We start from the raw sequence: 22,149 nt of genomic DNA, 5'->3' as shown, positions 1-22,149 counted from the left end.
TCAGCAGTGTGTTGAAAAATGACTTTTCTGATGCCTCGAGTATACCTGTTTAAACGGAATCCGTATCAACCACCAGCAGTCTATCCGGCGGTCCTGGCCCCGCCCCTGGCCAGCAGCAGCGTTCCCGCGCCCCACGCGCCGCCGATCAGTGCCAGCCCGAAGGCCAGCGGCGGCTCGCTGAGGCTGGCCGCCACGGCGCTGAGACCCATGAAGGCCCCCACCGCGTCTGGAACGGGCAGGTGCAGGCGGCGGGCCAGGGCGCAGCCCGCGTCGTAGGCGCTGACGCTCAGGCCCACGGCGATGATCACCACGGCCAGCGCGGCGGCCACCAGGGCAGGCCCCAGCAGCCCGGCCAGCGCCAGGGCCAGTGCGGGGCCGCCCAGGGCGGTCAGGGCCAGCACGCCCAGCGCCAGGGTCCGCACGGGGGCGTGACGCTGGCGGCGGGCCAGTGTGGGGGCCAGCCCCGCCACGAACAGCAGTAGCAGTGCGCCGCCGGTCAGCGTGACGAAGATCTGCGGCCACGCCGCGCTGCCCAGCCAGCCCAGCAGCGGCCGGAAGGCGGCGGCAGTAGCGATGCCGATGCCCTGCGGCGGGGCCGTTTCCAGCGCATTCAGATCGTCCGGCGCGTGGCCCAGCAGCGCGTTGACCCGCCCGCTGACCCGTGCCCGCGGGTCGCGGCGCACGTCGCCCAGCAGCGTGATCACCTCGCCCTGCACCTGCGCCCCGGCTTCCAGGCGAACGTGGCCGCCCACCGCGATCACATTGCCGTCCACCGGCCCGCTGACCACGATATTCTGGCCGAAACGCACGTCGCCGTGGGCGGCCAGGCTGTACAGCGCGGGCAGGGTCAGCACGGCGCTCAGGGCAAAGGCCCCGGCCCCGAAGCGCTGCATGGCCGGGCCGGGCCGCCAGCTGACCAGGGCGCTGGTCAGCAGCAGCAGCGCCAGTCCCACCCCGGCCAGCGGCGACACCTGGGCCAGCAGGGTGCGCAGCACCAGCGCCCCGGCGGCCAGATTGGGCCAGACAGTGGTGATCGCCAGCAGGGTCAGTCCGGTCATCAGCGCCACCACCAGCGCCAGCGGGGCAGGGTTATGCCGGGGCTTGAGCGGGGTCAGAAAGCCGCTGGCCGCAGGCGAAATGGGGGAGAGACCAGGAGAAGATGCCGCGGCGACTTCCGCTGGTGGCCGTGTGATGTGGGCCACCACCGCCCCGGCCACCGAACGCGGCAGCGCGGGCGCAGGCGTGCCCACCCGCCCGGCCCACGCGACGTCAGAGGAGACGGCAGCGGCCACGCTCGAAGGCATGGGGGGCGGGCTTCCTCCCAGTTGACGCGCCGCCTGAATGTCACCCACCACCGCCGCCGCGAGGCTGTGGGGCAGTGGTGGCACAGGCTGGCCCTGCAGGCTGCGGGCGGTGGTGATGTCAGCCAGCACCGCGCTGGCGAGAGAGTGCGGCAGCGCTGGACGCCGTGTCTCTAAACGCAGAGGTTCCAGTTGCAGGCTCCAGCGCACTTCTGCGGCCACGTCCTGCGCCACGCTCGCGGGCAGACCCGGCGGCGGCAGGGCGCCCAGCTGGGCGGTGGCGGCAGCCAGGCGCGCCCGCCAGCGCGCCACGTCTTCCTGATCGGGCAGCGAGCGCAGCAGGGCCGTCTCGGGTGGGGTCAGGTCGCCCTCGGCCTCGCGGTGCAGCAGATCCAGCCAGTCAGACGGGCCATGTGCTGGTCCCCCTTTCCGGTTGTGTCGCTCCATGCCCATACTGTTCCCCTACGATAGAGGATTCCTGAAAGTTCCCGGCAGCTGTCTAGGGAGCCTCTGTTCGGGCAGTCTGCGTCTGGGAAGTTTGCAGGGCGCGGTAGTCGCCGCTCTTGCCGCCGGTCTTGCTCAGCAGGCGCACACCCGTGATTTCCAGCGCCTTGCTGGCGGCCTTGAGCATGTCGTACACATTCAGCGCGGCCACGCTGGCGGCCGTCAGGGCCTCCATCTCCACGCCCGTCGGGGCCGTGGTGCGGACTGTGGCCGTGATGCGCACACCTGCGTCTTCCAGCGTGACCTGCACGTCCGCGCCGGTCACCGGAATCGGATGGCACAGCAGGATCAGGTCCGCTGTGCGCTTGCTGCCCGCCAGCCCTGCCAGCCGCGCCACCGTCAGCGGGTCGCCCTTGGGGTTGGTCCCGGCCTCCAGCGCGGCGCGGGCCTCCGGGGGGAGGCGCACCCAGGCCTCGGCGGTGGCGGTGCGGGTGGTGGCGGCCTTGTCGGTCACGTCCACCATGCGCGGCAGGCCGTCCCGGAAGTGTGTCAGCTCGGTCGGGGCAGGTTCCGGGTGAGCCGATGCAGGGTGGGGCGCGTCGGCCATGCTCATTCCTCGGGCAGATCCAGGTCGCGCAGGCCGGCAAACGGGGTCTGCTTGGCGTGGCCGCTGCCCAGAGGGATGCCCAGGTCATCGTCAATTTCCTCGACCGGCACCGCCGCCATGTGCGCGCAGGGTCCGTCGTTCAGGTCATGGCCGCAGACCTGGCACAGCCCCTTGCAGTCGGGCGCGTGCAGCACGCTCAGCGGCGATGCCAGCAGCGTGATCTCGGCGAGGTAGCCGCTGAGGTCCAGGGCGGGATCGCCGAACACCAGCACCTCCTCGCCGGTCTCGGCCTCTTCCAGGTACGGCGCGTCGGTAGATGGCTCGTAGCGCAGCAGCGTGCCGAGCTGCAGTTCCAGCGGCACGTCCACTTCCCGCAGGCACCGGGCGCAGTCCATGGTGACGGTGGGCTCGAAGCTGCCCTGCAGGTACATCTCGTTGCCGCCCAGCGAGTTAACGCTGATCTCGTAGGGAGCGGGTTCGGCAAAGGTCAGCGTCTGCGGCTTGCCGCCCTGCTCGTAGTTCAGGTGGTCCAGCTCACCCTCGGCGTGCGTGTCCTCGGTGGAACGCATCAGGGAGCCCAGGTGAATAAGGGGAGAATCGCTCATGGACTGATGATAGGGCGCGTGGCGCCCCACAACCGCGTTGCCGGCACGGTCGGACGGCGCCCGGGTGCGGGGAAACACAGGAGGGAAGTCCTCCCGGCCCACGCCCCACGGAGAGCCGACGTCACGCGCCGCCGGACCAAACTGCCCAGCTCAAGCCTCGGGCGCCTTCGCCCCAGCGGCGGGTGACAGGCCCTTTCCTCTTCCAGAGCAGCCCACCCGACAGGAAGAGGGGCCACTCAGCCGGTTCCATCGCCGCCGCACGGTCTCTCGTCACCCGCTCCGCCCGGAGTCGTCTTCGGCCTGCCGCAACGCCGGCTTACACCAGTTCCACCACGCTGGCGTCCGAGATGATCATCTTCAGGGTGCGCGGCATCTCGCGGCCCCCACGTACCTGCGCCCGCACGCCGATCAGGCAGTCCTGCAGGCGGCGGTAGGTGTTCTCGATAATCACCTCGGAGTCAATGACGCTGTGTTCGACCTCCGCGTTGCGAATCACGCTGCCGCGCCCGATGCTGGTAAAGGGGCCGATGTAGGCGTACTCGATGACCACGTTCTCGGCCAGCATCACCGGCCCCACGATATGGCTGCCCGTGACCCGCGCCGAGGCTGGAATAACCACCCGGCCCGAGATGCGCGACTTCTCGACGGTGCCCTGGATATCGGTTTCCAGGCCCTCCAGCAACAGGCGGTTGGCATCCAGCAGGTCATCCGGGCGTCCGGTGTCCTTCCACCAGCCCTCCACGCGCTGGCCCAGCACCGCCGCGCCGCCCTCAATCAGGCCCTGGATACCGTCGGTGATCTCGTACTCGCCGCGCGCCGAGGGCGACATGTGTTCCAGCACGTCAAAAATCTGCGGCGTGAAGCAGTACAGCCCGGCCACCGCCAGGTTGCTGGGGGGCACCCTGGGCTTTTCCACCAGCCGGACGATGCGCTCGCCGTCCAGTTCGGCCACGCCGAAGGCGGTGGGGTCCTCGACCTCCACCAGGGCGATAAGGGCCGCCGGCTTTTCCTGGAGAAAACGCTCCACGAAGGGTTTTGCGCCGAACTCGAAGAGGTTGTCGCCCAGGTAGACGCAGAATTCCGAGTCGCCCACCCACTCGCGGGCAGTCAGGACGGCGTGCCCCAGCCCCAGTTGCTCGTGCTGATTGATCAGCGTGATGTTCGCCCCTGACATGTTTCGCACCGCGTGCAGAATTTCCCCGCGCGTGATGTCCGAGACCACGATTCCGATGTCGTGGATGCCCGCTGCCGTCAGGGTGTTAATGGCGTGACGGATGATCGGCTGCCCGGCCACCCGCAGCACGGGTTTGGGGCGGGTGAACGTCAGCGGGCGCAGGCGGGTGCCCAGTCCTGCGGCGGGGATGATGGCCTTCATGGAGGACAGTCTAGAGGCTGTTCTCTCTCTGCTCTCTGACCCATCCTTGGGATTGCTCATGTGGCATCTCAGCGGTCCTTAAGGCTTCAGGGGCTTCTGTCCGTGTCGCTTGCTTTGAACCCCGGTGAACACGGTGTTCAGGTCTCTTTCCTTTCAATCCACGAAACTGCCGGGCGCACCACCACGCCGACCCGACACGGTAGAGTCCAGCCATGCAGATCGCGCAGACCAGTTCCCTCAACCCCTCCGAGGCGGCGGACGCCCCGTTTGTCCCGGTGATCCTGGCGGGCGGCAGCGGCGAACGCTTCTGGCCGCTGTCGCGCCGCCACCGCCCCAAGCAGTTCCTGACCCTGGACGACTCCGGGCGCAGCCTGCTGCAGGCCACCAGCGACCGGCTGGTGACGCTGTGCGGCGAACCCGAGGGCCTGATGGTGGTGACCGGCAACGATTACCGCTCGCAGGTGCTGGAACAGTTGCCCGACATGCCGCTGGAAAACCTGCTGGTGGAGCCAGCCGCCCGTGACACCGCGCCTGCCGTGCTGTACGCGGCGCTGAGGATTGCACGCATGCAGCCGGAAGCGGTGATGGGGGTCTTTCCCGCCGATCACCGCGTGACCGACTCGCAGACCTTCGGGCGGGTGGTCCGGCAGGCCATCGCGCTCGCGGCGGGCAGCGGGCGGCTGGTCACCATCGGGATCACGCCCACCTTCCCGGCCACCGGCTACGGCTACATCCAGCGCGGCGCGGCGACCTCCGAGGGCGAGGAATTCATGGCCTACACCGTCACACGCTTTACCGAGAAGCCCGACTCCGAAACGGCGCAGGGTTTTCTGGCCGACGGCGGGTATACCTGGAACAGCGGCATCTTTGTGTGGAAGGTTTCGGCCATTCTGGACGCCTTCCGCCAGCACCAGCCGGAGTTGTACCGGCAGCTGAGTGACGCGATGGACGCCGACGCCCACGGCCTGACCCACCGCGCCCTGCGCGAAACCTTTCCCACGCTGCCCAAGATCAGCATCGACTACGCGATTCTGGAAAAATCGGACACGGTCAGCGTGATTCCCGCCGAGTTCGGCTGGGACGATCTGGGCGACTGGAACGCGCTGGAGCGGCTGCTGAAGGGCGAGGGCGAGAACGTCGCGGTGGGCCGTCACGTGGGCCTGGACACCGGCGGCGCAATTCTCTACACCACAAACGGCGACGATCTGATCGCCACGATCGGCCTGGATGACGTGGTGGTGGTTCGCGCCAACGAGGTGACGCTGGTGGTGCGCAAGGACCGCACCCAGGACATCAAACGCGTGGTGCAACAGCTCAAGGAGCACCCGGAACTGGAACGCTTCGCGTAAGGGAACTCCTGGCCCCCAGCGTCAGTCGACTCCAGCTACAGGCTCAGCGTGACGCCGGGCCGGGCGCCGGTGGCCCCAGCAGTGGCTGGCAGGAGAGAGATTAGGCCGTCGCCTCCTCGCCCTGCATGACGCGGGCCACCTTGTCCTCGGTGACGCGCAGACCGGTCAGGACCGGGGGGATGGCGGCGCGGTCCAGCACGCCGGTTGCGGCGTCGAGCAGCAGCAGTGGGAAATTGACGCCCGCCGCCATGCTGTAGCGCAGGCCCCCTGAGGCGCGGGCGTTGATTTCCAGCATGTTGGGCGTGCGGTTGCGGCCATCCGCATCCGGCCCATCCTTGGTCTGGAAGTTGAAGATGCCGCTCAGGCCATAGCGGGCGCTGATCTGGCGGGCAGCCTCCAACAGATCCGGGCGGTCCTCAATCTGCTGGCCCTCCCCGCCCTTGCGGCGCACCACCGCGCGCAGCAGTTCCCCCTGCCACGCCACGCAGTCCACGCTGCGCTCGGCCCCTTCCAGCGTGTGCATCAGCAGCATGGTGGGCAATTCACCCGAGGCAAACAGCTCCCGCGCCGACGCGTGGCTCATCTGGTACAGATCTCCTCTCAGGAAAGAGTTCAGGTCCGGCGTGTCCAGCAGCACCCGGAAGCCGCTGGCGTAGATGCCGCGCGCGGGCTTTACGCACAGGCGCACGTCCGGCTGGCGCAGGCTCGCCACCGCCTCGTCAAACGTCTCGAGGCTGTCGAAGGTGGTCCAGCGCGGAACCGGCAGGATGTCGGTGTCCCAGTCGCGTAGAAACTCGTCCTTGCGGTCCAGGTGACGCTGCGTGGCCTCGCTGGCCGGGGTGATCAGGGTCACGCCTGCTGCGGCAAACTGTTCCTCCCAGCCCGCCAGTCGTTCGCGCTCCTTGCCAGGAATGACCAATTGGATGCCGTGGCGCGCGCAGGCGTCCAGCAGCCACGCGGCATAGTCGTCGCCCAGCAGGCCACGCGGTTCCAGAAAGGTGTGGTCTGCCGCCGCCAGCATGCCGTGGCCGGGATCGGAGTGGCTGGCCCAGAGCGCGTAACGGCTGCCCTTCAGGGCGTGAAGCTGGGCGGCGGTGACGGTGAAATTCTTGGTAAACAGGACATTCATGGGCGGGGGCCTCGTTGGGGAGTGGACGTTGTGGAATGGAAAAAGCAGAGTTCAGGGACTGACGCGGCCAACGTGTGTGGTAGCGACAGGCCGACAGATGAGGTGATGCTGCCCTGAGCCGGTCCTGTGGGTGCCTGTGGCCTGTGTTGGAATGTGAGGAAACCTAAGTCAGCGTCTTTATCCGTTTTGTGGTCCGGATGAACCAGCACAAGACTATCTATCTCTTATCCCCCGCGTCCCACCTCAGCTGCCTGTGTCTCGGCCCAGTCCAGTGCTCCGGCCTTCAGGCGTTCGCCGTGCCCGGCCAGCAGCGCTCGCACCCGGGCCAGCTGATCGGCATTCAGGTGGGCGCGGACGCCCGCCTCGGTGGCCTCGGCGCGGTGTCCGGTCAGCCCGAAGATTAGCCCCAGCAGCACGCGCTTCTGTAGCTCGTCGGACGCGCGGATGTTGCGTTCGGGGTGGGTCAGAAGGTGGTGGCGGTGCAGGGTGGCGGCCAGCAGGCGATCCGCCAGCGACCCCTGACCGGCCAGCAGGACGGCGGGCGTGACCTGCCGGGCGGCGCGGCGGTAGTCGTCGGCGTTGCCGCCGTGGGTGTAGGCCCAGCCGTCGGCGCGCACGTCCACCAGCGTCTCGGTGTCCACGGCCTGCAACAGCCGGGCCAGCTCAGTCTCGGTCAGATCCGTGGCGTCCACCAGCCGGGTCAGGACATCGTCCTGCTCGGGCTTGCCGATCTGGGCCAGCAGCGCGGCACTCTCGCGCCAGCGGTCCAGGTCGGACAGGTCCTGAGAGACCGGCAGGCTGGGGTCCAGGTCGTACAACGTCAGGTCATGGGTCTTGAGGTGGGTCAGCAGCAGTCGGCCGGCGTTGGTGCGCTCGCCGCCCACACCCCGGCGGTACAGGTGCAGCAGCTTGCGCCCCCGGTCCAGCTGAGGGCCCAGTCCACCGGTCCCGTCCGGAGCGGTCATGACGCCCTGTCCTGGGGCCGGTGGAGACGTGACATCGGGCAACAGTCTAGAGCATCTGCCTGGAGCACAGCCTCAGAAAATAAGGATGGCGCCCTCGGTTCTCCTCGGTGCCTGCAAAACCCGGCCCCGCGCCGCCAGGATTGAACGGTCGAGCCGGGACGGGTTATCATGCATTTTAACTTGCTCCCAGACAGCACTTACGGATGCAGGGTTCAGTCCTCCGGAGAAAGTGCAAGCATGGCTGGCCGTCTGTCCCTTTCCCAGACCGTCCCGGCATTGTGGAGCCTCTGTCAGTCGCCGGAGGAAGTATCGAAAAACGAGAACAACGAGCGTGTTTGTTGGCCCGCCTGTCCCGTGACCAGCTTGCCCCGTCTGCCACACGTGTCCGCAAGAGGCCCTTTCGCCCCGCGAGCCTTCCGGCTTCCGGTCGCTCGCCCTTCACCCCCAGGAGGATCGACATGTCCCGCTACAGGTCATCTTGCCGTACGTCCGTGGTTCTGGCCCTCAGCCTGGGTCTCCTTGCCGGCGCAGCCGGAGCACAGGGCACCACCAACGTTCAGCTGATTCTGGACGCCTCAGGCAGCATGCTGGGCAAGTTGCCCGATGGTCAGACCCGCATGGCCTCGGCCAAGGCCACCCTGACCCAGTTTCTGACGGGCCTGAAGGCCGATTCCAGCCTGAACGTGGGCATGCGGATCTACGGGGGCGGCCTGAAGGCGGGGGCGCAGTGTGAGGACTCGGTGCTGGTCACGCCCATGAAAGGCTTTGACCGGGCCGCCCTGCAGGGGCAGGTGACGGCCGCGACGCCCAAGGGGGCCACGCCTATTGTCTACTCGCTGATGCAGGCGGCCAACGACTTTCCAAAGGACACCAGCCGCAAGGTGATCGTGCTGGTCACCGACGGCGAGGAATCCTGCGGCGGCAAGCTGAATGATGCGGCGGCGCTGTTCAAGAAAATAGGCATTGAAGTTGATATCCGCATCATCGGGATTGACCTGAATGAGAAGGCCCGCAAGAGTTTCGAGGGCGTGGGAACATTTGAAAACACCCGCAGCGGTGCCGAACTCGGTGCGGCACTCAGTCGGGCGACAGCCACCGCCCAGACCGGAACCTACGCTGTCTCTGGCCCAAAAATGGCCGGCGCAGGCAGCCAGATCGAGGTCAGGTGGACTGGCCCCAACAACCCCGGCGATTACGTCACGGTGGTGGAAAAGGGGGCGCCCATCGGCAAATACACCACCTACTTCCACACCAGAGACGGCAATCCCGGCAAGCTGACTGTCCCGCTCACGCCCGGGGAGTACGAACTGCGTTATTCCAGCGAGAAGGCCAGCCCCAACCCCACCCTGGCCAGCGCACCCATTACCCTGACGCCGCCGACCTACGGTCTATCGGCTCCTAAAACGGCCGGGGCGGGCAGCCAGATCGAGGTCAGGTGGACTGGCCCCAACAACCCCGGCGATTACGTCACGGTGGTGGAAAAGGGGGCGCCCATCGGCAAGTACACCACCTACTTCCACACCGGAGACGGCAATCCCGGCAAGCTGACCGTCCCGCTCACGCCCGGGGAGTACGAACTGCGTTATTCCAGCGAGAAGGCCAGCCCCAACCCCACCCTGGCCGCCATTCCCATCACCCTGACCGCCCCTCAATACGGGTTGACTGCCCCCGCCACCGCCAAACCGGGCAGCAGCATCCAGGTGAAGTGGACCGGACCCAACAATCCTGGCGACTACGTCACGGTGGTCAGGAAGGGGGCGCCTGTCGGCGAATACACCACCTACTTCTACACCAGAGACGGCAATCCCGGCACCCTGAAGATGCCGGCACAGCCGGGCAGTTACGAGCTCCGTTATTCCAGCGAGAAGGCCAGCCCCAACCCCACCCTGTCAAGCGTAGGGATCGAGGTCCGCTGAAATGAGGCGCGGCCTAGACTGCTGCTGTGCGCCCTGCTGGGCCACGCCGCTGCGCCGAACTTGTGGGTGGTAGACAGCGCCCGCAACTCGCTGCTGGAACGCTTCTCTGGCCAGACCGGGGAGAATCCCCGGCACGGGCAGGGCGGCCATGCTGAACCTGAACGGGGTGTACGCGAAGGCCGCACCCATCCCCGGACGACTGGGTATGTGGACGCGCACCCAGCCGGACCGCTGTGCCCGGCCCAGCAGCCCGGATGTGTCTCCCGCATCGGTGCCGGGCTTCGGGCCGGACAAGAATTGCATGGCCACCAGAGACCACGTCGGGTATTCGCGCGGCCTGCTCACGGTCACGTCGAGCCCGAAGCCCGGCAATGAGGTCATCACCTTGCAGGGAGGACAGCCGTGTGCCGGCCAGCCGCCTGTGTACCTCCCACTCTGAACTGGCGGAAGTGCGCGTACACGGCGATTGTCTGGCAGCGACAGCGGCGCTTTGCTGCACCTGGGGCTTCGAGGCTGAGACCGATATCCGTGACCTGCTGGTGACCGGGCGCGGGCCGGAGCGCTGAGCCTCCAGACTCGTCCCATGTTGAAGATCGGGTCTATTGTCTGGGGCGTGCGCGATCTGGCGCGGGCCATGACCTTCTGGATGGCGGCGCTGGACTACGTCCCGCGCGAGGCCCCCGACGAGGATTGGGTGGTCCTGATTCCGCGTGACGGAGCTGGCGTCCAGCTGGCCCTCAAGCGGGTTACGTCGCCAGGGGCCCGGCGGCACCATCTGGATCTGTACGCTGAGAACCAGGAGGCAGAGGTCGCCCGTCTGCTGGCTCTGGGCGCGTCGCGGGTGGATTGGCGCTCCGAGCCGGACGCAGATTTCGTGGTGCTGGCCGATCCTGATGGCAACCGCTTTTGCGTGGTCCAGAAGGAGGTGCGCTGGTTCGGGGGCCGCCAGGGTCAACATTGAGGGGCGCTACAGAAGGCAGTCCACGCCCGCGCTAGCCTCTTCCCCATGGGCAAGAAAGACCGCAACACCCCGCGCCTGGCCTTCGCGTCGCTGCGCGACATGCCCGGTACCCGCGTCATGTTCTGGGTGGTGGACGAGTGCCCGTACTGTGGCGAGCGCCACATGCACATCGCCGGAAACCTGAGAATGGCCGATCCTGGCGAGTCGCTGGGCGAGTACCCCGCCCCCTGTGACCCGTCGCGCGTGTACGAGGTCACCCTGACGCCCCGCCCCAGACGCAAGCAGGGCAAGGAGGCGCGTCGCAAGTCCAGACGCGAGGGCAAGGGCGAGGCGCTGGACGACGACAAGTGGTAGTGCGCGGCGAGGGGAGCGTAGGCGGTCAGGCCGCTCCCTCGCCGATGCGCTTCCAGTACAGCCGTGTTCCGGTCAGGCCTCCGTGCGGCTTGAGGGCGTAGCCGGGCAGCTCTCCAGCAAAGGTGTAGCCCGCGCGCTCGTACAGGCCTGCCGCCCCTCCGTCTGAGGCGGTGTCCAGCACCAGCAGGGTGCGCCCGCGCTCTGCGGCCAGTGCCTCGGCGGCCCGCAGCAGCGCCGTCGCCACGCCCTGACCGCGCCACCGGGGATGGGTCATCATCTTGGCGATCTCGGCGCGGTGGGGCTGGTTGGGGGGCATGTGCAGGATCAGGGTGACTGTACCCGTGAGGCTCGGGCCATCCCAGCTGCCCAGAATGATCCTTTCGCCGCGCGCGGCTGCGGCCAGCGTCCCGTCCCAGAAGGCGCTGGCCGCCTCACGCGTCAGCGGGTGCATGAAGCCCACCGAGCCGCCCCCCGCCACGGTGTGCACCAGCAGTTCGGCCAGTTGCTCGCGGGTGTCGGGGGCGTCGCTCAGAGGTCTGATTTCAAGCTTGGGCACGGCATTCGGTTCCGTCTCGGTCAAAATGAGAGTAATTTGCCCTATTCCACCGTCACGCTTTTTGCCAGATTCCTCGGCTTGTCCACGTCCTTGCCCAGCGCGGTGGCCGTGAAATACGCCAGCAACTGCATCGCCACGGCATTGACCACCGGGCTGACCATCTCGTGGGCGCGCGGCACATAGATCACGTCGTCGCCGTGGCGGGCGTTCTCGGTGTCGCCGTCACTGAGGAACAGGATGACTTTGCCGGCGCGGGCGCGCACTTCCTGCACGTTGCTGATGGTTTTTTCCAGCAGGCGGCTCTCGGTGGCGATCACGGCGACGGGGAGGTTGGAATCGATCAGCGCAATCGGCCCGTGCTTCATCTCGCCCGCCGCGTAGGCCTCGGCGTGGATGTAGCTGATTTCCTTGAGCTTCAGCGCGCCCTCGTAGGCGGTGGGGCTGTTGACGCCGCGTCCCAGGAACAGATAATCGCGGGCGTGGGCGTACTTCTCGGCCACGGCCTTGATCGCCTCCACGCGCTCGGGGGCCAGCGCTTCCTCCACCAGCCGGGGCAGCTCGCGGGTGGCCTTGAGCAGTTCCGCGCCCTGCTGCTCGCTGAGGGTGCCGCGCGCCCGGCCCAGCCAGAGTGCGAGCATCACGAAGGCGCTGACCATCGAGGTGTACGCCTTGGTGCTGGCCACCCCGATTTCCGGCCCGGCGTGGATGTACAGCGTGTCGTCCAGCTCACGGGTCATGCTGCTGCCCTTGGCGTTGATCACGCCCAGGGTTTTGGCACCGTGCCGCTTGGCCTCACGCAGGGCTTCGAGGGTGTCAATCGTCTCGCCGGACTGGCTGACCACAATGGCCAGCGTGTGTTCGGACACCAGTGGATCGCGGTAACGGTATTCGCTGGCCACGTCCACTTCCACCGGAATGCGGGCCAGTTGCTCGATCAGGTACTCGCCCACCAGCCCGGCGTAGAAGGCCGTACCGCAGGCGATGATGGAGATGCGCTTGAACGAGGAGGGATCGAGGTTGATGTCCAGATTGACCTCGCCGGTGTCGTCGTGCAGGCGGCCGATCAGGGTGTTGGTCAGGGCGGTGGGCTGCTCGTAGATTTCTTTGAGCATGTAGGTGTCGTACCCGCCCTTCTCGGCAGCCTCGGCGTCCCAGTCGATGTGCTCGATCTCGCGGGCCTGTTCGTTGCCGTCCAGATCGGTGACGCGAAAGCCGTCGTCGTTCAGCACCACCATGTCGCCGTCGTGGAGAAAGACCATCTTGCGGGTGTAGGCCAGCAGGGCCGGCACGTCCGAGGCCAGGAACATCTCACCCTCGCCGACGCCCATGACCAGCGGACTGACCGTGCGGGCCGCGACGATCTCGCGGTGGTCGACGTGCGTGACCACGATGCCGTAGGCGCCGCGCACCTGCCCCAGCGCCGTGCGGACGGCCTCATACAGGTCACCGCTGTAGGCCTCCTCAATCAGGTGGGCCAGCACCTCGCTGTCGGTCTCGCTCTTGAACTCGTGGCCGCGTGACATCAGCGCCTCTTTCAGCTTCAGGTAGTTCTCGATGATGCCGTTGTGGATGATGACGATCCGCCCGTCCTCGGTGGCATGCGGGTGGGCGTTGGTGTCGTTGGGCAGCCCGTGCGTGGCCCAGCGCGTGTGCCCGATGCCCAGCGTGCCGCTCAGGGGGCGGCCTTCCAGCTCCGCTTCCAGATTGGCCAGCTTGCCCGCCTTCTTCTTCACGGCGATGCACGCGCCGTCGCCAATGGCCACGCCCGCGCTGTCATAGCCCCGGTATTCCAGCTTGGAGAGGCCCGAGATAAGAACGTCCTGCGCCTGACGCCCGCCGATATAACCCACGATTCCGCACATAAGAACTCCGCCCCGCCTTTTCAAGTGAAAAGTGCGGGAATGCCTGTGTGATGTTGTCGGGTCGGGTCCGGCCTTATGCCCGCGTTGCCGCGGGGGTTATCGCCTGGACTTCCCGCATCTGCATGTGGCAGACGCGGCGGGTAGGTGTCGCCCACACCTGGAGGCATCCGCAGAACACTCGCTGACCTCCACCTCGTTTCCCACCCGGATGGTGCGGGTGGGCCTTGCGCTGCCCTGTTGCTGCGAAAGCCCCCGGCATGACAGGGGTTCGCCGGTAAAGCATAACACCCCCGGCCCGCCTCTGCTGAGCAAGATGCTCACAGGACGCCAGGACGCACGCGGCGGGCGGTGAAGTGAGACAGCCGCCCGTTTTGTCCCGGCGGCCCTTGCTAGGCTGTCCTTGCTAAGCTGTGCGCCGGAAAGACGGCCCCATGCAGCACGCGGCCCGGCACTCTGCACCGATCTGACCCCCACCCCATCCCGCCTCAGCGCTTCAAGGAACCCTGTCATGCCCACCTACCTCTACAAGAACACCGACACCGGAGAAATCTACGAGTTGCGCCAGAGCATGCGCGACGACGCCTACACCGCCCACCCCGAGAGCGGCGTGCCGGTCAAGCGCGTGCTGGCGCGGCCCGGCATTGCCTTCAAGGGCAGCGGCTTTTACGCCAACGACTCGCGCCCGCGTGAGAAGTCCGGTGACGGCGGCGGCGAGGGCAAGAGCGCCCCCAAGGCCGAGAGCAAGGGCAGCCCCAGCAGCAAGGGCGGCGGCGAGGGGTGAATGCGGGCCGCGTTGTGGGCGCCGCGCTGCTGCTGAGCGCGGCGCTGCTGGGCGCGTACCTGACTGGCCGGGTGGACGCCCAGCGCGCCCTGGTCACGCCGGACGAGATCAACACCGTCGAGGTCACGCAGAACGCATTGCAGGCGGTGGTGCGGATCGACAACCGCCTGCAACGCGACCAGCTGCAGCCGGGTGACGACCCGATCGAGACCGGCACCGGCTTTTTCTACAAGAAGGACCTGATCGTCACCAACTACCACGTCGTCGAGTTCCAGGACTCGCTGAGCGTCACGCTGTACAACGGGCGCAAGGTGTCGGCCAAGATCGAGGGCGTTGATCCCGGTATCGACATCGCCATCCTGCGGGTGACCGGTGTCACGGCCCCCAAGACCCTGAGCTTCGGCAACAGCGCCCGCCTGATTCCCGGCCAGAAGCTGACCGCGATGGGCACGCCGCTGCGGATTCCCAACTTCGTCAGCACCGGCATCTTCAGCGTGATGGCCAGCGCGGACAACGTGCCGCGCAATGACAATCTGGGCGGCGAGATCGGCGAGTACCTGATGACCACCGCCAGCATCCAGCAGGGCAACAGCGGAGGCCCGGTGCTGGATTCGCGCGGACTGGTGGTGGGCGTGGCCGACGCCAACGCCGCGCCCAACAACCTGGTGCCGGGCGTAATCGGCATCGCCATTCCCGGCGACGTGGTCAAGCAGAGCCTGGACGATCTGGAAAAGATCGGGGTTCCGCAGCGCGGCACGCTGGGAGCGTCCCTGACCGACCTGGCCACCCTGCCTCCGGCGCTGCGTCAGCTGGCCGGCCTGTCGAGCTCGGAGGGCGCGCTGGTGATGGACGTGCCGGCCGGCAGCGCCGCCGCCCGCGCGGGCCTGCGCGGCAGCCTGCGCAACAGCAGCGATCAGTTGCTCGCCCCCCTGGGTGACATCATTGTAGCGGTGGACGGCGTGCGCGTGCAGAACTCCTTCGACGTGACCCGGCTGGTGGCGGCCAAACGCCCCGGCCAGACCGTCAACCTGCGGGTGTGGCGCAACAAGAAGAGCGTGGACGTGAAGGTCACGCTGCTCAAGCGAACGCTGCAACAGACCGGGCGCTAGCCGCCGCAACAGGACGACCAGAAGGGGAGACGGGGTGCGGGCTGGCCCTGTCTCTTCTGCTGTCTCTGGGTTTCTCCTGCTGTCTCCGGCGCAGGTGTGGGGGTTGAGGACAGGCCCGCCTGCCCCACTCCTGGGAACTTTCCCGGTTCATTCCCGTATCACGGTGATATCATCCCCAGAGGAGGGAGACGGTTATGAGTGAACTGAAAAAAGCACCCCTGGAAAGCCCGCCGGAAATGGTTGGACCCGAAGGTGGCATCTCCACCCGCAGCGGCGTGGCGAGTGTGGAGCGCCCGGCCTTCGGGCTGCCGGGCGTGCCGATCTTCCTGCTGTGGCTGGCGCTGGTGGCGCTGGGCGTGTGGCTGCTGGTGGCCGGGCAGTTGCTGCTGAGCGTGGTGCTGGGCCTGCTGCTGCTGTTCGCCATGATCGGGTTTTTCATCGTGCAGCCCAACCAGGCCAAGGTGCTGACCCTGTTCGGACGCTACGTGGGCACCGAGCGGCGCAACGGCATGTACTGGACGAACCCGCTGACGGTTCGCAAGAACGTGTCGCTGCGGATTCGCAACTTCAATTCCGAGCGGCTGAAGGTCAATGACCTGTCGGGCAATCCCATCGAGATCGCCGCCGTGATCGTGTGGCGGGTGGTGGATTCAGCGCGGGCCACCTTCGATGTTGAGGACTATGCCGAGTTTGTCGCCATCCAGTCCGAGACTGCGCTGCGCCACCTCGCCTCGCAGTACCCCTACGACAACTACGAGGAAAGCGGCCGGAGTCTACGCGGCAATGCCGACGAGGTGGCCGAGGCGCTGGGCCGTGAGCTGGCCGCCCGCCTGCGCCACGCCGGGGTGGAGGTGCTGGAAGCCCGGCTGTCGCACCTGGCCTACTCGCCGGAAATTGCCGGGGCCATGCTGCAGCGCCAGCAGGCCAGTGCGATCATCGCCGCCAGAGCGCAGATCGTGCAGGGCGCGGTGGGCATGGTGCAGATGGCCCTGCGTGAGCTGGCCGATCAAAACATCGTGGAGCTTGACGAGGAGCGCAAGGCCCAGATGGTCAGCAACCTGCTGGTGGTCCTGACCAGCGAGCGCGGCACGCAGCCTATCGTCAACGCCGGGAGCCTGTACTAGCGCGCCCCTAAAGGCAGAGGAGGCCCGCATGGCCCGGAAAAATTACCCTCTGCGGATCAGTCCCGAACTGTACGCGGCGCTGGAACGCTGGGCCGCCGATGACCTGAGAAGTGTCAACGCCCAGATCGAGTACCTGCTGACCCAGGCGGCGCGGGAAGCGGGACGGCTCAAATCTGCGGCGCAGCGCCAGGAGACGCCAGAGCCGCAGGACGGAGTGAGCCATATAAGCGGGGAGGGGAGGCGGTGAGCAGTCGCCTCCGCCTCCCTTTGTTATGTTCGCGCGAACCACACGAGGATGCACGCCCGTCACGCCAGCACCAGTCCCATGCTGGGCTGCCGGCTACCTCGGCCTGTCAAGCCCGGTCCCGCCCGTTCCCCCGCGACGCGGCGCGCTATGCTCCGCACTGTCTATGTATCTGGTGATTGAAGGCCCCATCGGGGTGGGAAAAACGAGCCTGTCCCGGCGGCTCTCGGCGCGTTACGGCGCGGAGCTGAATCTGGAAGTTGTGGAGGAAAATCCCTTCCTGGCGCGCTTTTACGAGCAGCCCGATGCCTACGCCTTTCAGGTGCAGGTCTTTTTCCTGCTGTCGCGTTTCAAGCAGCTCTCGGCGCTCGCTCAGCCGGGGCTGTTCAGCGGCAACGTGGTCAGCGACTACCTGTTCGCCAAGGACTTCATCTTTGCCGCCATGAACCTCAAGGACGCTGAATTCGCACTGTACGAGGACCTGTATTCGCACCTGTCGCCGCGCCTGCCCACCCCCGATCTGGTGGTGTACCTGCGTGCCGACACCGACGAATTGCTGCGCCGCATTGCCCGCCGGGGCCGGTCCTTCGAACAGGACATGCAGGCCGCCTATCTGGCCGAGCTGACCGCCCGGTACGACGAGTATTTCCGCAGCTACGCCCACCCGCTGCTGACGGTGCAGGCTGGCGACATCGACTTCGTGGGCAACCCCGAACACGAGGAGCTGATCCTGGCCCGCGTCCACGAGGCGCTGACGGCGGGACAGGCGGCGGACTGATGCCCCACACACAGGGCGAGCACTGATGTATCTTGCCGTCTCCGGCAACATCGGCAGCGGGAAGAGCACGCTGACGCGCATGCTCTCCGAGCGCTACGGCCTGCGCCCGGTGTACGAACCCTACGCCGAAAATCCGTACCTGGAAGACTTCTACCGCGACATGCGGCGCTACTCGTTCCACTCGCAGATTTACTTCCTGTCGCGCCGGCTGGAGCAGCACCTGAACCTGGTGACAGGCGCGCGCTACGTGATTCAGGACCGCACCGTGTTCGAGGACGCCAACATCTTCGCCCGCAACCTGTTTGAAAGTGGACAGATGGAGGCGCGCGACTGGGCCACCTACGGCGGGCTGTACGAGGGGATCCTGCCGGCCCTGCGGGTGCCGGACCTGCTGATCCACATCGACGCCAGCCTGCCGACCCTGCGCCGCCGCATCGCCCTGCGGGGCCGCAGCTACGAGCAGGACATCCCCGACGCGTATCTGGCGGGCCTCAACCGGCTGTACGACAGCTGGATCGCGGACTTTGATGCCTGTCCGGTGCTGCGCGTGCCGGGCGATGAGCTGGATTTCGTGGCCGATCCGGGGGCCTTCGAGCGCGTCTGCGCCCGCATACAGGCGCACGGTTTTGGGCTGCCGCTGCTGCGCTGATGTCCATGCGCGTCTTGAATGTTCCCGTTCCGGACGGGTTGAAAGCCTCCTGGCGGGGCTGGCTAGCGCCGCCACGCCAGCCGTTCTTCCTGACGGCCCGGGAGGCGGCGTCCCTTGCCCTGCCCACCCTTCCCCGCGGAGAGGCGCACCTGACGCCCGAGGAGCGCGACACCAACGCCGTGTGGGGCATTGCCGGAGAGGCAGACCGGGTGGGGTGGCTCACGACCGCGGACTGGTCCGCGCTCGGCCCCAGGCTTCAAGGTGACGTGCTGCGGGCGCAGGAACGCCACCGCCGGGGCAACGTTCCGCGCCGCTGCGATTTCGCTGATCTATTGCCTGGCTTGCCAGAGGCGCGTTTTCTCTGGACACCTGAGTTGCTCACCGACGCCGTGCTGACACGGGTGGTCGCCAACGGCGGCCCTGCCTGTCAGAAATCCCAGGTGCCTCGAAGCGTCTGGGCCGCCGCCGCCACCATCCTGCCCCGGATCCGCGAACTGGCCGGCACCTTCGCCCTCCACAGCGGCGCGAACTGCTTCGGCGCGGTGATGGGCGCGGCGGGCGTGGCCGGGGCCGAACACCAGTGGATGCAGCGCGCCCCCTTCGAGACGTTCCTGACCGGGCGCACCCGTCCCGGCGGCAATGATGCCAAGCCCGGCACGGTCTTGCTGTGGCGCAGCGCCGACGGGTTAGTTCAGCACGCCGCCGTCACGCTGGGCGCGGGGTGGGCCTTTCACAAGGCGTCGCAGGTCTGGACCTCGCCGCGCGTGGTGCTCTCCGTGGACGCCCTGAAACGCACGGCGCGGGAACGCGGCCGACGGCTGGAACGCCATCACCTCATCTAGCGGCTGGTCCCTTCGCGGTTATTTTCCCCGGCGGGTCAGGTTGTACAGGGTGTAGGCGTTGAACACGGCCAGCACCAGACTGATGGCCGCCAGCGGCCAGGTGTTCTGGGACACGAAGCGGATGGTCAGGATGCCCCAGCCGCACACCAGCGCCGTGACCAGCCAGATGCGCCAGGCGGGCGCGTTCATGCTTGAAACCTCATGTCCCCATCCTAGCGGTCAGGGCGCGGGACATGGGTTGGCGGGTGAACAGTTGGCGCGGCGTGCGGTGTGGCGCCTGCGCCCCGGTCCTATTTCCCCAGGCTGGAGGCCAGCGCCGCGCGCACTGCCGCCGCCGCGTTCAGCGTGCCGCTGCCGCAACTGCGCGCGGGTTCCGGGTCACAGCGTCCACCGGGAAACGGGACGGCGCTTCGGGTCAGCACGCTGCGCAGTTGCGCGGGGCTCAGGCGCGGGCGCATGCCCAGGATCAGGCTGGCGACTCCGGCGACATGCGGAGCGGCCATGCTGGTGCCGTCGGGCGCACGTACACCCCCCGGTCCGCTCAGGCTGCTGACGGGCACGCCATGTCCAGGCTCACCGCCCGGCGCGGCGACGGCGACGCTGCGGCCCCAGTTGGCGTAGGGCGGGCGCGTGCCCTGCGACGTGGCGCTGGTCACGGTCAGCACGCCCCGGCAGCCGGCCGGCGAGTAGCCGGAGGCGTCCGCACCATCGTTGGCGGCCCCCACCACTACCAGCACGCCCCTGGCGGTCACAGCGTCCACTGCGTTCTGGATGCGGGCGTCGCAGCCGGTCAGCGGAATGAAATCTGCAAACAGGCTCAGGTTCAGCACCTTTGCCGGGTTTGGATTGGTCGGCACCCCCGGCACCGCGAGGCCCGCCGCCCAGCGCAGACCGTCGGCCAGGTCCTGCGGGTCGATCAGGCCGTCCACGCCCGCCACCCGCACCTGCACGACCCGCGCCAGGGGGTTGATGCCCGCCATGCCCCGCCCATCGTGCGCGGCGGCGATGATGTTGGCGACCACCTCGCCGTGGTAGGCGAACTGCCCCACGCCGCTGGCGTCCCCGTCGCGCCCGCCGCCGTCTCCGGCCCGCGCCGGGTCACGCACGAAATCGTAGCCGTTCACCACGCGCCCGGCCAGCTCCGGCGTCTCCACGAAGCCGGTGTCCAACACGGCTACCGTGACCGGCGGCGTCTTCGAGGTGCTGGTCCTCTTCGCGGCGTCCGGCTTCAGGGCGTCCGGCAACAGCGCCCAGGCCTGCGGCATGCCAATCACGCTCAGGTTCCACTGCTGGGGATACAGGGGGTCGCTGGGCCGGTATACGCTGGGCAGCGCTGGACTGGTGGGGGGCGTGACCGGCAGCAGAGGGGGCGCGGGCGGTGGCCGGGGCGGGGATGTCGGCGCAATTTCGGGTGGGGGCAGCGTGGGGGGCGTCTGAGCTGGAGGAGGCGTGACCGCTGGTGGTCTGGGGGCTGGGGGCCGGGGCTCGGGGGGAACTGACACCGGCCCCGACGGTCCTGGCGGCAGCGCCGGAATGGTGCCGGGTGTGGCGGCCTGCCCACCCAGGCCCAGCAGGGCGGCGCACAGCAGGGGCAGCGTCAGCAGGACTGATCTGGGCGGGGGCCTGAGCTTCACCGCCCCAGTCTGCCGCCTGTGCCTGATGCGCGGCTGAGGGACGCTAGCATTCACGCCATGACCCTGAAGACCCCTTCTGAGCGCCGCGTCGTGGTCCTGACCGGCGCGTCCAGCGGCATCGGGCTGGCAACGGCGCGTGAACTGGCGGCGCGTGGGCACGCGCTGGTGCTGGCTGCCCGCCGCGAGGACCAACTTGCCGCCCTGGCCCGCGAGCTCGACCCCAGCGGCTCGCGCGTGATCGCCGTGCCCACCGACGTGACCGACGACGCCTCGCGCCGCGCCCTGATTGGAGCCGCCCAGGCGAAATTCGGGCGCATCGACGTGCTGATCAACAACGCCGGGGTCACGGTGGAGCAGGGCTGGTGGTGGGACGACGCCGACCCGCTGCGGGTGATCCGCGTCAATCTGGAAGCCCCCATTGAACTGGTGCGTCTGGTGCTGCCGGGGATGCGCTCACGCGGCAGCGGGCACATCGTCAACATCGGCTCGGTGGCGGGACGGGCGGCCACCAACGGCATGTACAGCGCCAGCAAATTCGGCCTCCGGGGCTTCTCACACGGGTTGCGGCGCGAACTGCTGGGCAGTGGCGTGAACGTCAGTCTGATTGCCCCCGGCTTCGTAAAAAGCGAGATGACCGCCCGCGCCCGCCTGCCCATGCCGGGGCCGGAAGTCGTGGCCCGCGCCGTGGCCGGGGTGCTGGACCGCCCGCGCCGCGAGGTGACTGTGCCGGGCGTCTACCGCGCGGTGGCCCTGCTGAACAGCGTGTTGCCGGGGCTGGCAGACCGCATCGTGCGGCGGGTGGTGATCGCGCGGCGGTATGGTAGTCAGTAACTCGGCAAGGGCCTACTCGCCCAGGTAGCGCCTCAACTCGTCGATGTTGTGGCTGGTGCCGATCAACACCAGCTTGTCGTGGGGGCGCAATTCATCCTCGGCGCGTGGAGTCATCTCGATCTTGCCGGCGCGACTGATGGCGATGATCTGCACGCCGAAGCGTCCGGTCAGGTTCAGGTCGCGCAGCGTGCCCTTGAGTCGGTCGTTGGCCTCGATTTCCACGATGGCGTAGTCGCCCCCCAGGTCCAGCGTGTCCACAATATTGGGGGTGGCGATCTGCCGGGCCAGACGCACGCCCATGTCGTGTTCGGGCCGGATCACCAGATCGGCCCCGATGCGCTCCAGAACGCGCCGGGCCATCTCATCCACGGCCTTGGTGACCACGTAGGTGGCCCCCAGACTCTTGGCGTTCATGGTGGCCAGGATGTTGGCCTGCACGTCGGTGCCGATGGCGACCACCACCACGTCGAAGTCGCCCACGCCAATCGAGCGCAGCGCCCGCTCGTCGCTGGCGTCCACGATGGCCGCGTGCGTCACCAGATTCATGACCCGTTCCACGTTTTCCTCGTTGTGGTCCACCGCCACGACCTCGTGGCCCATCTCGTAGAGGGTGGTGGCGACGGCGGTGCCGAACCGGCCCAGGCCGATCACGAGGCATTGTTTGATCTTCATTCAGTCGGTTTCCTTTGGGCTGCGGCGCGCTGTACAGGAGGATACCTGTAGAGCGTGGACC

The 22,149-nt window shown here is 67.7% G+C and carries 25 protein-coding genes; 13 read left to right on the top strand and 12 right to left on the bottom strand.

From position 1 onward, the window contains the following. Window positions 1-80: 80 nt before the first annotated feature. From IEY31_RS16610 to IEY31_RS16595, 4 genes are all read right to left on the bottom strand, one after another. Complete coding sequence (locus IEY31_RS16610) at window positions 81-1,748, bottom strand: bactofilin family protein (protein ID WP_188974047.1); 1,668 nt, start codon at window positions 1,746-1,748, stop codon at window positions 81-83. A 52-nt stretch (window positions 1,749-1,800) separates the two neighbouring features. Further along, complete coding sequence (moaC, locus tag IEY31_RS16605; RefSeq protein ID WP_188974045.1) at window positions 1,801-2,352, bottom strand: cyclic pyranopterin monophosphate synthase MoaC; 552 nt, start codon at window positions 2,350-2,352, stop codon at window positions 1,801-1,803. A 2-nt stretch (window positions 2,353-2,354) separates the two neighbouring features. Continuing rightward, on the bottom strand, window positions 2,355-2,957 hold the full coding sequence (locus tag IEY31_RS16600; protein WP_188974043.1) for a DUF177 domain-containing protein: 603 nt from the start codon (window positions 2,955-2,957) through the stop codon (window positions 2,355-2,357). A 316-nt stretch (window positions 2,958-3,273) separates the two neighbouring features. Next, window positions 3,274-4,332 carry a glucose-1-phosphate thymidylyltransferase gene (locus IEY31_RS16595; protein ID WP_188974041.1) on the bottom strand — a complete coding sequence of 353 codons (1,059 nt, stop codon included), beginning with the start codon at window positions 4,330-4,332 and terminating at the stop codon, window positions 3,274-3,276. A 212-nt stretch (window positions 4,333-4,544) separates the two neighbouring features. On the opposite strand from IEY31_RS16595, the gene IEY31_RS16590 reads away from it, so the two are divergent. Further along, the gene (locus IEY31_RS16590) at window positions 4,545-5,681 is read left to right on the top strand and encodes a mannose-1-phosphate guanylyltransferase (protein WP_188974039.1); all 1,137 of its coding nucleotides are present in this window, start codon (window positions 4,545-4,547) and stop codon (window positions 5,679-5,681) included. 100 nt (window positions 5,682-5,781) lie between these two features. Here IEY31_RS16590 and IEY31_RS16585 read toward each other — a convergent pair whose 3' ends face one another. Both IEY31_RS16585 and IEY31_RS16580 read right to left on the bottom strand, forming a co-directional pair. Continuing rightward, window positions 5,782-6,810 carry an ATP-grasp domain-containing protein gene (locus tag IEY31_RS16585; RefSeq protein ID WP_188974036.1) on the bottom strand — a complete coding sequence of 343 codons (1,029 nt, stop codon included), beginning with the start codon at window positions 6,808-6,810 and terminating at the stop codon, window positions 5,782-5,784. A gap of 224 nt (window positions 6,811-7,034) precedes the next feature. After that, window positions 7,035-7,775 carry a hypothetical protein gene (locus IEY31_RS16580; RefSeq protein ID WP_188974034.1) on the bottom strand — a complete coding sequence of 247 codons (741 nt, stop codon included), beginning with the start codon at window positions 7,773-7,775 and terminating at the stop codon, window positions 7,035-7,037. 458 nt (window positions 7,776-8,233) lie between these two features. On the opposite strand from IEY31_RS16580, the gene IEY31_RS16575 reads away from it, so the two are divergent. Beyond that, the gene (locus tag IEY31_RS16575; protein WP_188974032.1) at window positions 8,234-9,691 is read left to right on the top strand and encodes a VWA domain-containing protein; all 1,458 of its coding nucleotides are present in this window, start codon (window positions 8,234-8,236) and stop codon (window positions 9,689-9,691) included. On the opposite strand, the gene IEY31_RS16570 is transcribed toward IEY31_RS16575, so the two are convergent. Next, window positions 9,665-10,072: a hypothetical protein gene (locus IEY31_RS16570; RefSeq protein WP_188974030.1), complete on the bottom strand. Its 408-nt coding sequence runs from the start codon at window positions 10,070-10,072 to the stop codon at window positions 9,665-9,667. The two genes, IEY31_RS16575 and IEY31_RS16570, sit on opposite strands and share 27 nt — an antisense overlap. Window positions 10,073-10,095: 23 nt before the next feature. On the opposite strand from IEY31_RS16570, the gene IEY31_RS16565 reads away from it, so the two are divergent. Genes IEY31_RS16565 through IEY31_RS16555 form a run of 3 tightly spaced genes read left to right on the top strand, consistent with a single transcriptional unit; the run spans window position 10,096 to window position 11,006 of the window. Then, window positions 10,096-10,257, top strand: a complete 162-nt coding sequence (locus IEY31_RS16565; protein WP_188974028.1) for a hypothetical protein — start codon at window positions 10,096-10,098, stop codon at window positions 10,255-10,257. A 17-nt stretch (window positions 10,258-10,274) separates the two neighbouring features. After that, window positions 10,275-10,652, top strand: a complete 378-nt coding sequence (locus IEY31_RS16560) for a VOC family protein (protein ID WP_188974026.1) — start codon at window positions 10,275-10,277, stop codon at window positions 10,650-10,652. A gap of 45 nt (window positions 10,653-10,697) precedes the next feature. Then, window positions 10,698-11,006, top strand: coding sequence for a hypothetical protein (locus IEY31_RS16555; protein WP_188974024.1), 309 nt, complete (start codon window positions 10,698-10,700; stop codon window positions 11,004-11,006). 25 nt (window positions 11,007-11,031) lie between these two features. Here IEY31_RS16555 and IEY31_RS16550 read toward each other — a convergent pair whose 3' ends face one another. Both IEY31_RS16550 and glmS read right to left on the bottom strand, forming a co-directional pair. Then, window positions 11,032-11,586 carry a GNAT family N-acetyltransferase gene (locus IEY31_RS16550; RefSeq protein WP_229723732.1) on the bottom strand — a complete coding sequence of 185 codons (555 nt, stop codon included), beginning with the start codon at window positions 11,584-11,586 and terminating at the stop codon, window positions 11,032-11,034. A 17-nt stretch (window positions 11,587-11,603) separates the two neighbouring features. Continuing rightward, the gene (gene glmS, locus IEY31_RS16545) at window positions 11,604-13,424 is read right to left on the bottom strand and encodes a glutamine--fructose-6-phosphate transaminase (isomerizing) (protein WP_188974022.1); all 1,821 of its coding nucleotides are present in this window, start codon (window positions 13,422-13,424) and stop codon (window positions 11,604-11,606) included. A 508-nt stretch (window positions 13,425-13,932) separates the two neighbouring features. On the opposite strand from glmS, the gene IEY31_RS16540 reads away from it, so the two are divergent. The 7 genes from IEY31_RS16540 (at window position 13,933) to IEY31_RS16510 (ending at window position 18,951) form a co-directional block, all read left to right on the top strand. Then, complete coding sequence (locus IEY31_RS16540) at window positions 13,933-14,205, top strand: FmdB family zinc ribbon protein (protein ID WP_188974020.1); 273 nt, start codon at window positions 13,933-13,935, stop codon at window positions 14,203-14,205. Beyond that, window positions 14,202-15,314: a S1C family serine protease gene (locus tag IEY31_RS16535; protein WP_188974018.1), complete on the top strand. Its 1,113-nt coding sequence runs from the start codon at window positions 14,202-14,204 to the stop codon at window positions 15,312-15,314. The genes IEY31_RS16540 and IEY31_RS16535 overlap by 4 nt, the downstream gene beginning before the upstream one ends. Window positions 15,315-15,508: 194 nt before the next feature. Continuing rightward, on the top strand, window positions 15,509-16,438 hold the full coding sequence (locus tag IEY31_RS16530; RefSeq protein WP_188974016.1) for an SPFH domain-containing protein: 930 nt from the start codon (window positions 15,509-15,511) through the stop codon (window positions 16,436-16,438). Window positions 16,439-16,466: 28 nt separating this feature from the next. Next, on the top strand, window positions 16,467-16,685 hold the full coding sequence (locus IEY31_RS16525) for a hypothetical protein (RefSeq protein ID WP_188974014.1): 219 nt from the start codon (window positions 16,467-16,469) through the stop codon (window positions 16,683-16,685). A 163-nt stretch (window positions 16,686-16,848) separates the two neighbouring features. After that, a complete protein-coding gene (locus tag IEY31_RS16520) occupies window positions 16,849-17,460 on the top strand; it encodes a deoxynucleoside kinase (protein ID WP_188974013.1) in 612 nt (203 codons plus the stop codon). Between the two features lie 25 nt (window positions 17,461-17,485). Further along, complete coding sequence (locus IEY31_RS16515; RefSeq protein ID WP_188974011.1) at window positions 17,486-18,109, top strand: deoxynucleoside kinase; 624 nt, start codon at window positions 17,486-17,488, stop codon at window positions 18,107-18,109. Between the two features lie 5 nt (window positions 18,110-18,114). Beyond that, window positions 18,115-18,951 carry a hypothetical protein gene (locus IEY31_RS16510; RefSeq protein WP_188974009.1) on the top strand — a complete coding sequence of 279 codons (837 nt, stop codon included), beginning with the start codon at window positions 18,115-18,117 and terminating at the stop codon, window positions 18,949-18,951. Between the two features lie 18 nt (window positions 18,952-18,969). On the opposite strand, the gene IEY31_RS16505 is transcribed toward IEY31_RS16510, so the two are convergent. Together IEY31_RS16505 and IEY31_RS16500 are read right to left on the bottom strand one after the other, a co-directional pair. Next, window positions 18,970-19,140, bottom strand: coding sequence for a hypothetical protein (locus IEY31_RS16505; RefSeq protein ID WP_188974007.1), 171 nt, complete (start codon window positions 19,138-19,140; stop codon window positions 18,970-18,972). A gap of 101 nt (window positions 19,141-19,241) precedes the next feature. Continuing rightward, window positions 19,242-20,585 (bottom strand): S8 family serine peptidase, encoded by a 1,344-nt coding sequence (locus IEY31_RS16500; RefSeq protein WP_229723731.1) that lies wholly within the window; start codon window positions 20,583-20,585, stop codon window positions 19,242-19,244. A 57-nt stretch (window positions 20,586-20,642) separates the two neighbouring features. Between IEY31_RS16500 and IEY31_RS16495 the strand changes: the two genes are divergently transcribed. Continuing rightward, window positions 20,643-21,416, top strand: coding sequence for an SDR family NAD(P)-dependent oxidoreductase (locus IEY31_RS16495; protein ID WP_188974005.1), 774 nt, complete (start codon window positions 20,643-20,645; stop codon window positions 21,414-21,416). Window positions 21,417-21,428: 12 nt separating this feature from the next. On the opposite strand, the gene IEY31_RS16490 is transcribed toward IEY31_RS16495, so the two are convergent. After that, window positions 21,429-22,088, bottom strand: coding sequence for a potassium channel family protein (locus IEY31_RS16490; protein WP_188974003.1), 660 nt, complete (start codon window positions 22,086-22,088; stop codon window positions 21,429-21,431). Between the last annotated feature and the right edge of the window lie 61 nt (window positions 22,089-22,149).

The sequence above is a fragment of the Deinococcus aerolatus genome, from assembly GCF_014647055.1.
Taxonomy (GTDB): Bacteria; Deinococcota; Deinococci; order Deinococcales; family Deinococcaceae; genus Deinococcus; species Deinococcus aerolatus.
Note: the sequence above shows the minus strand (reverse complement) of the source record. Positions and strands in the feature narration are given on the sequence as shown.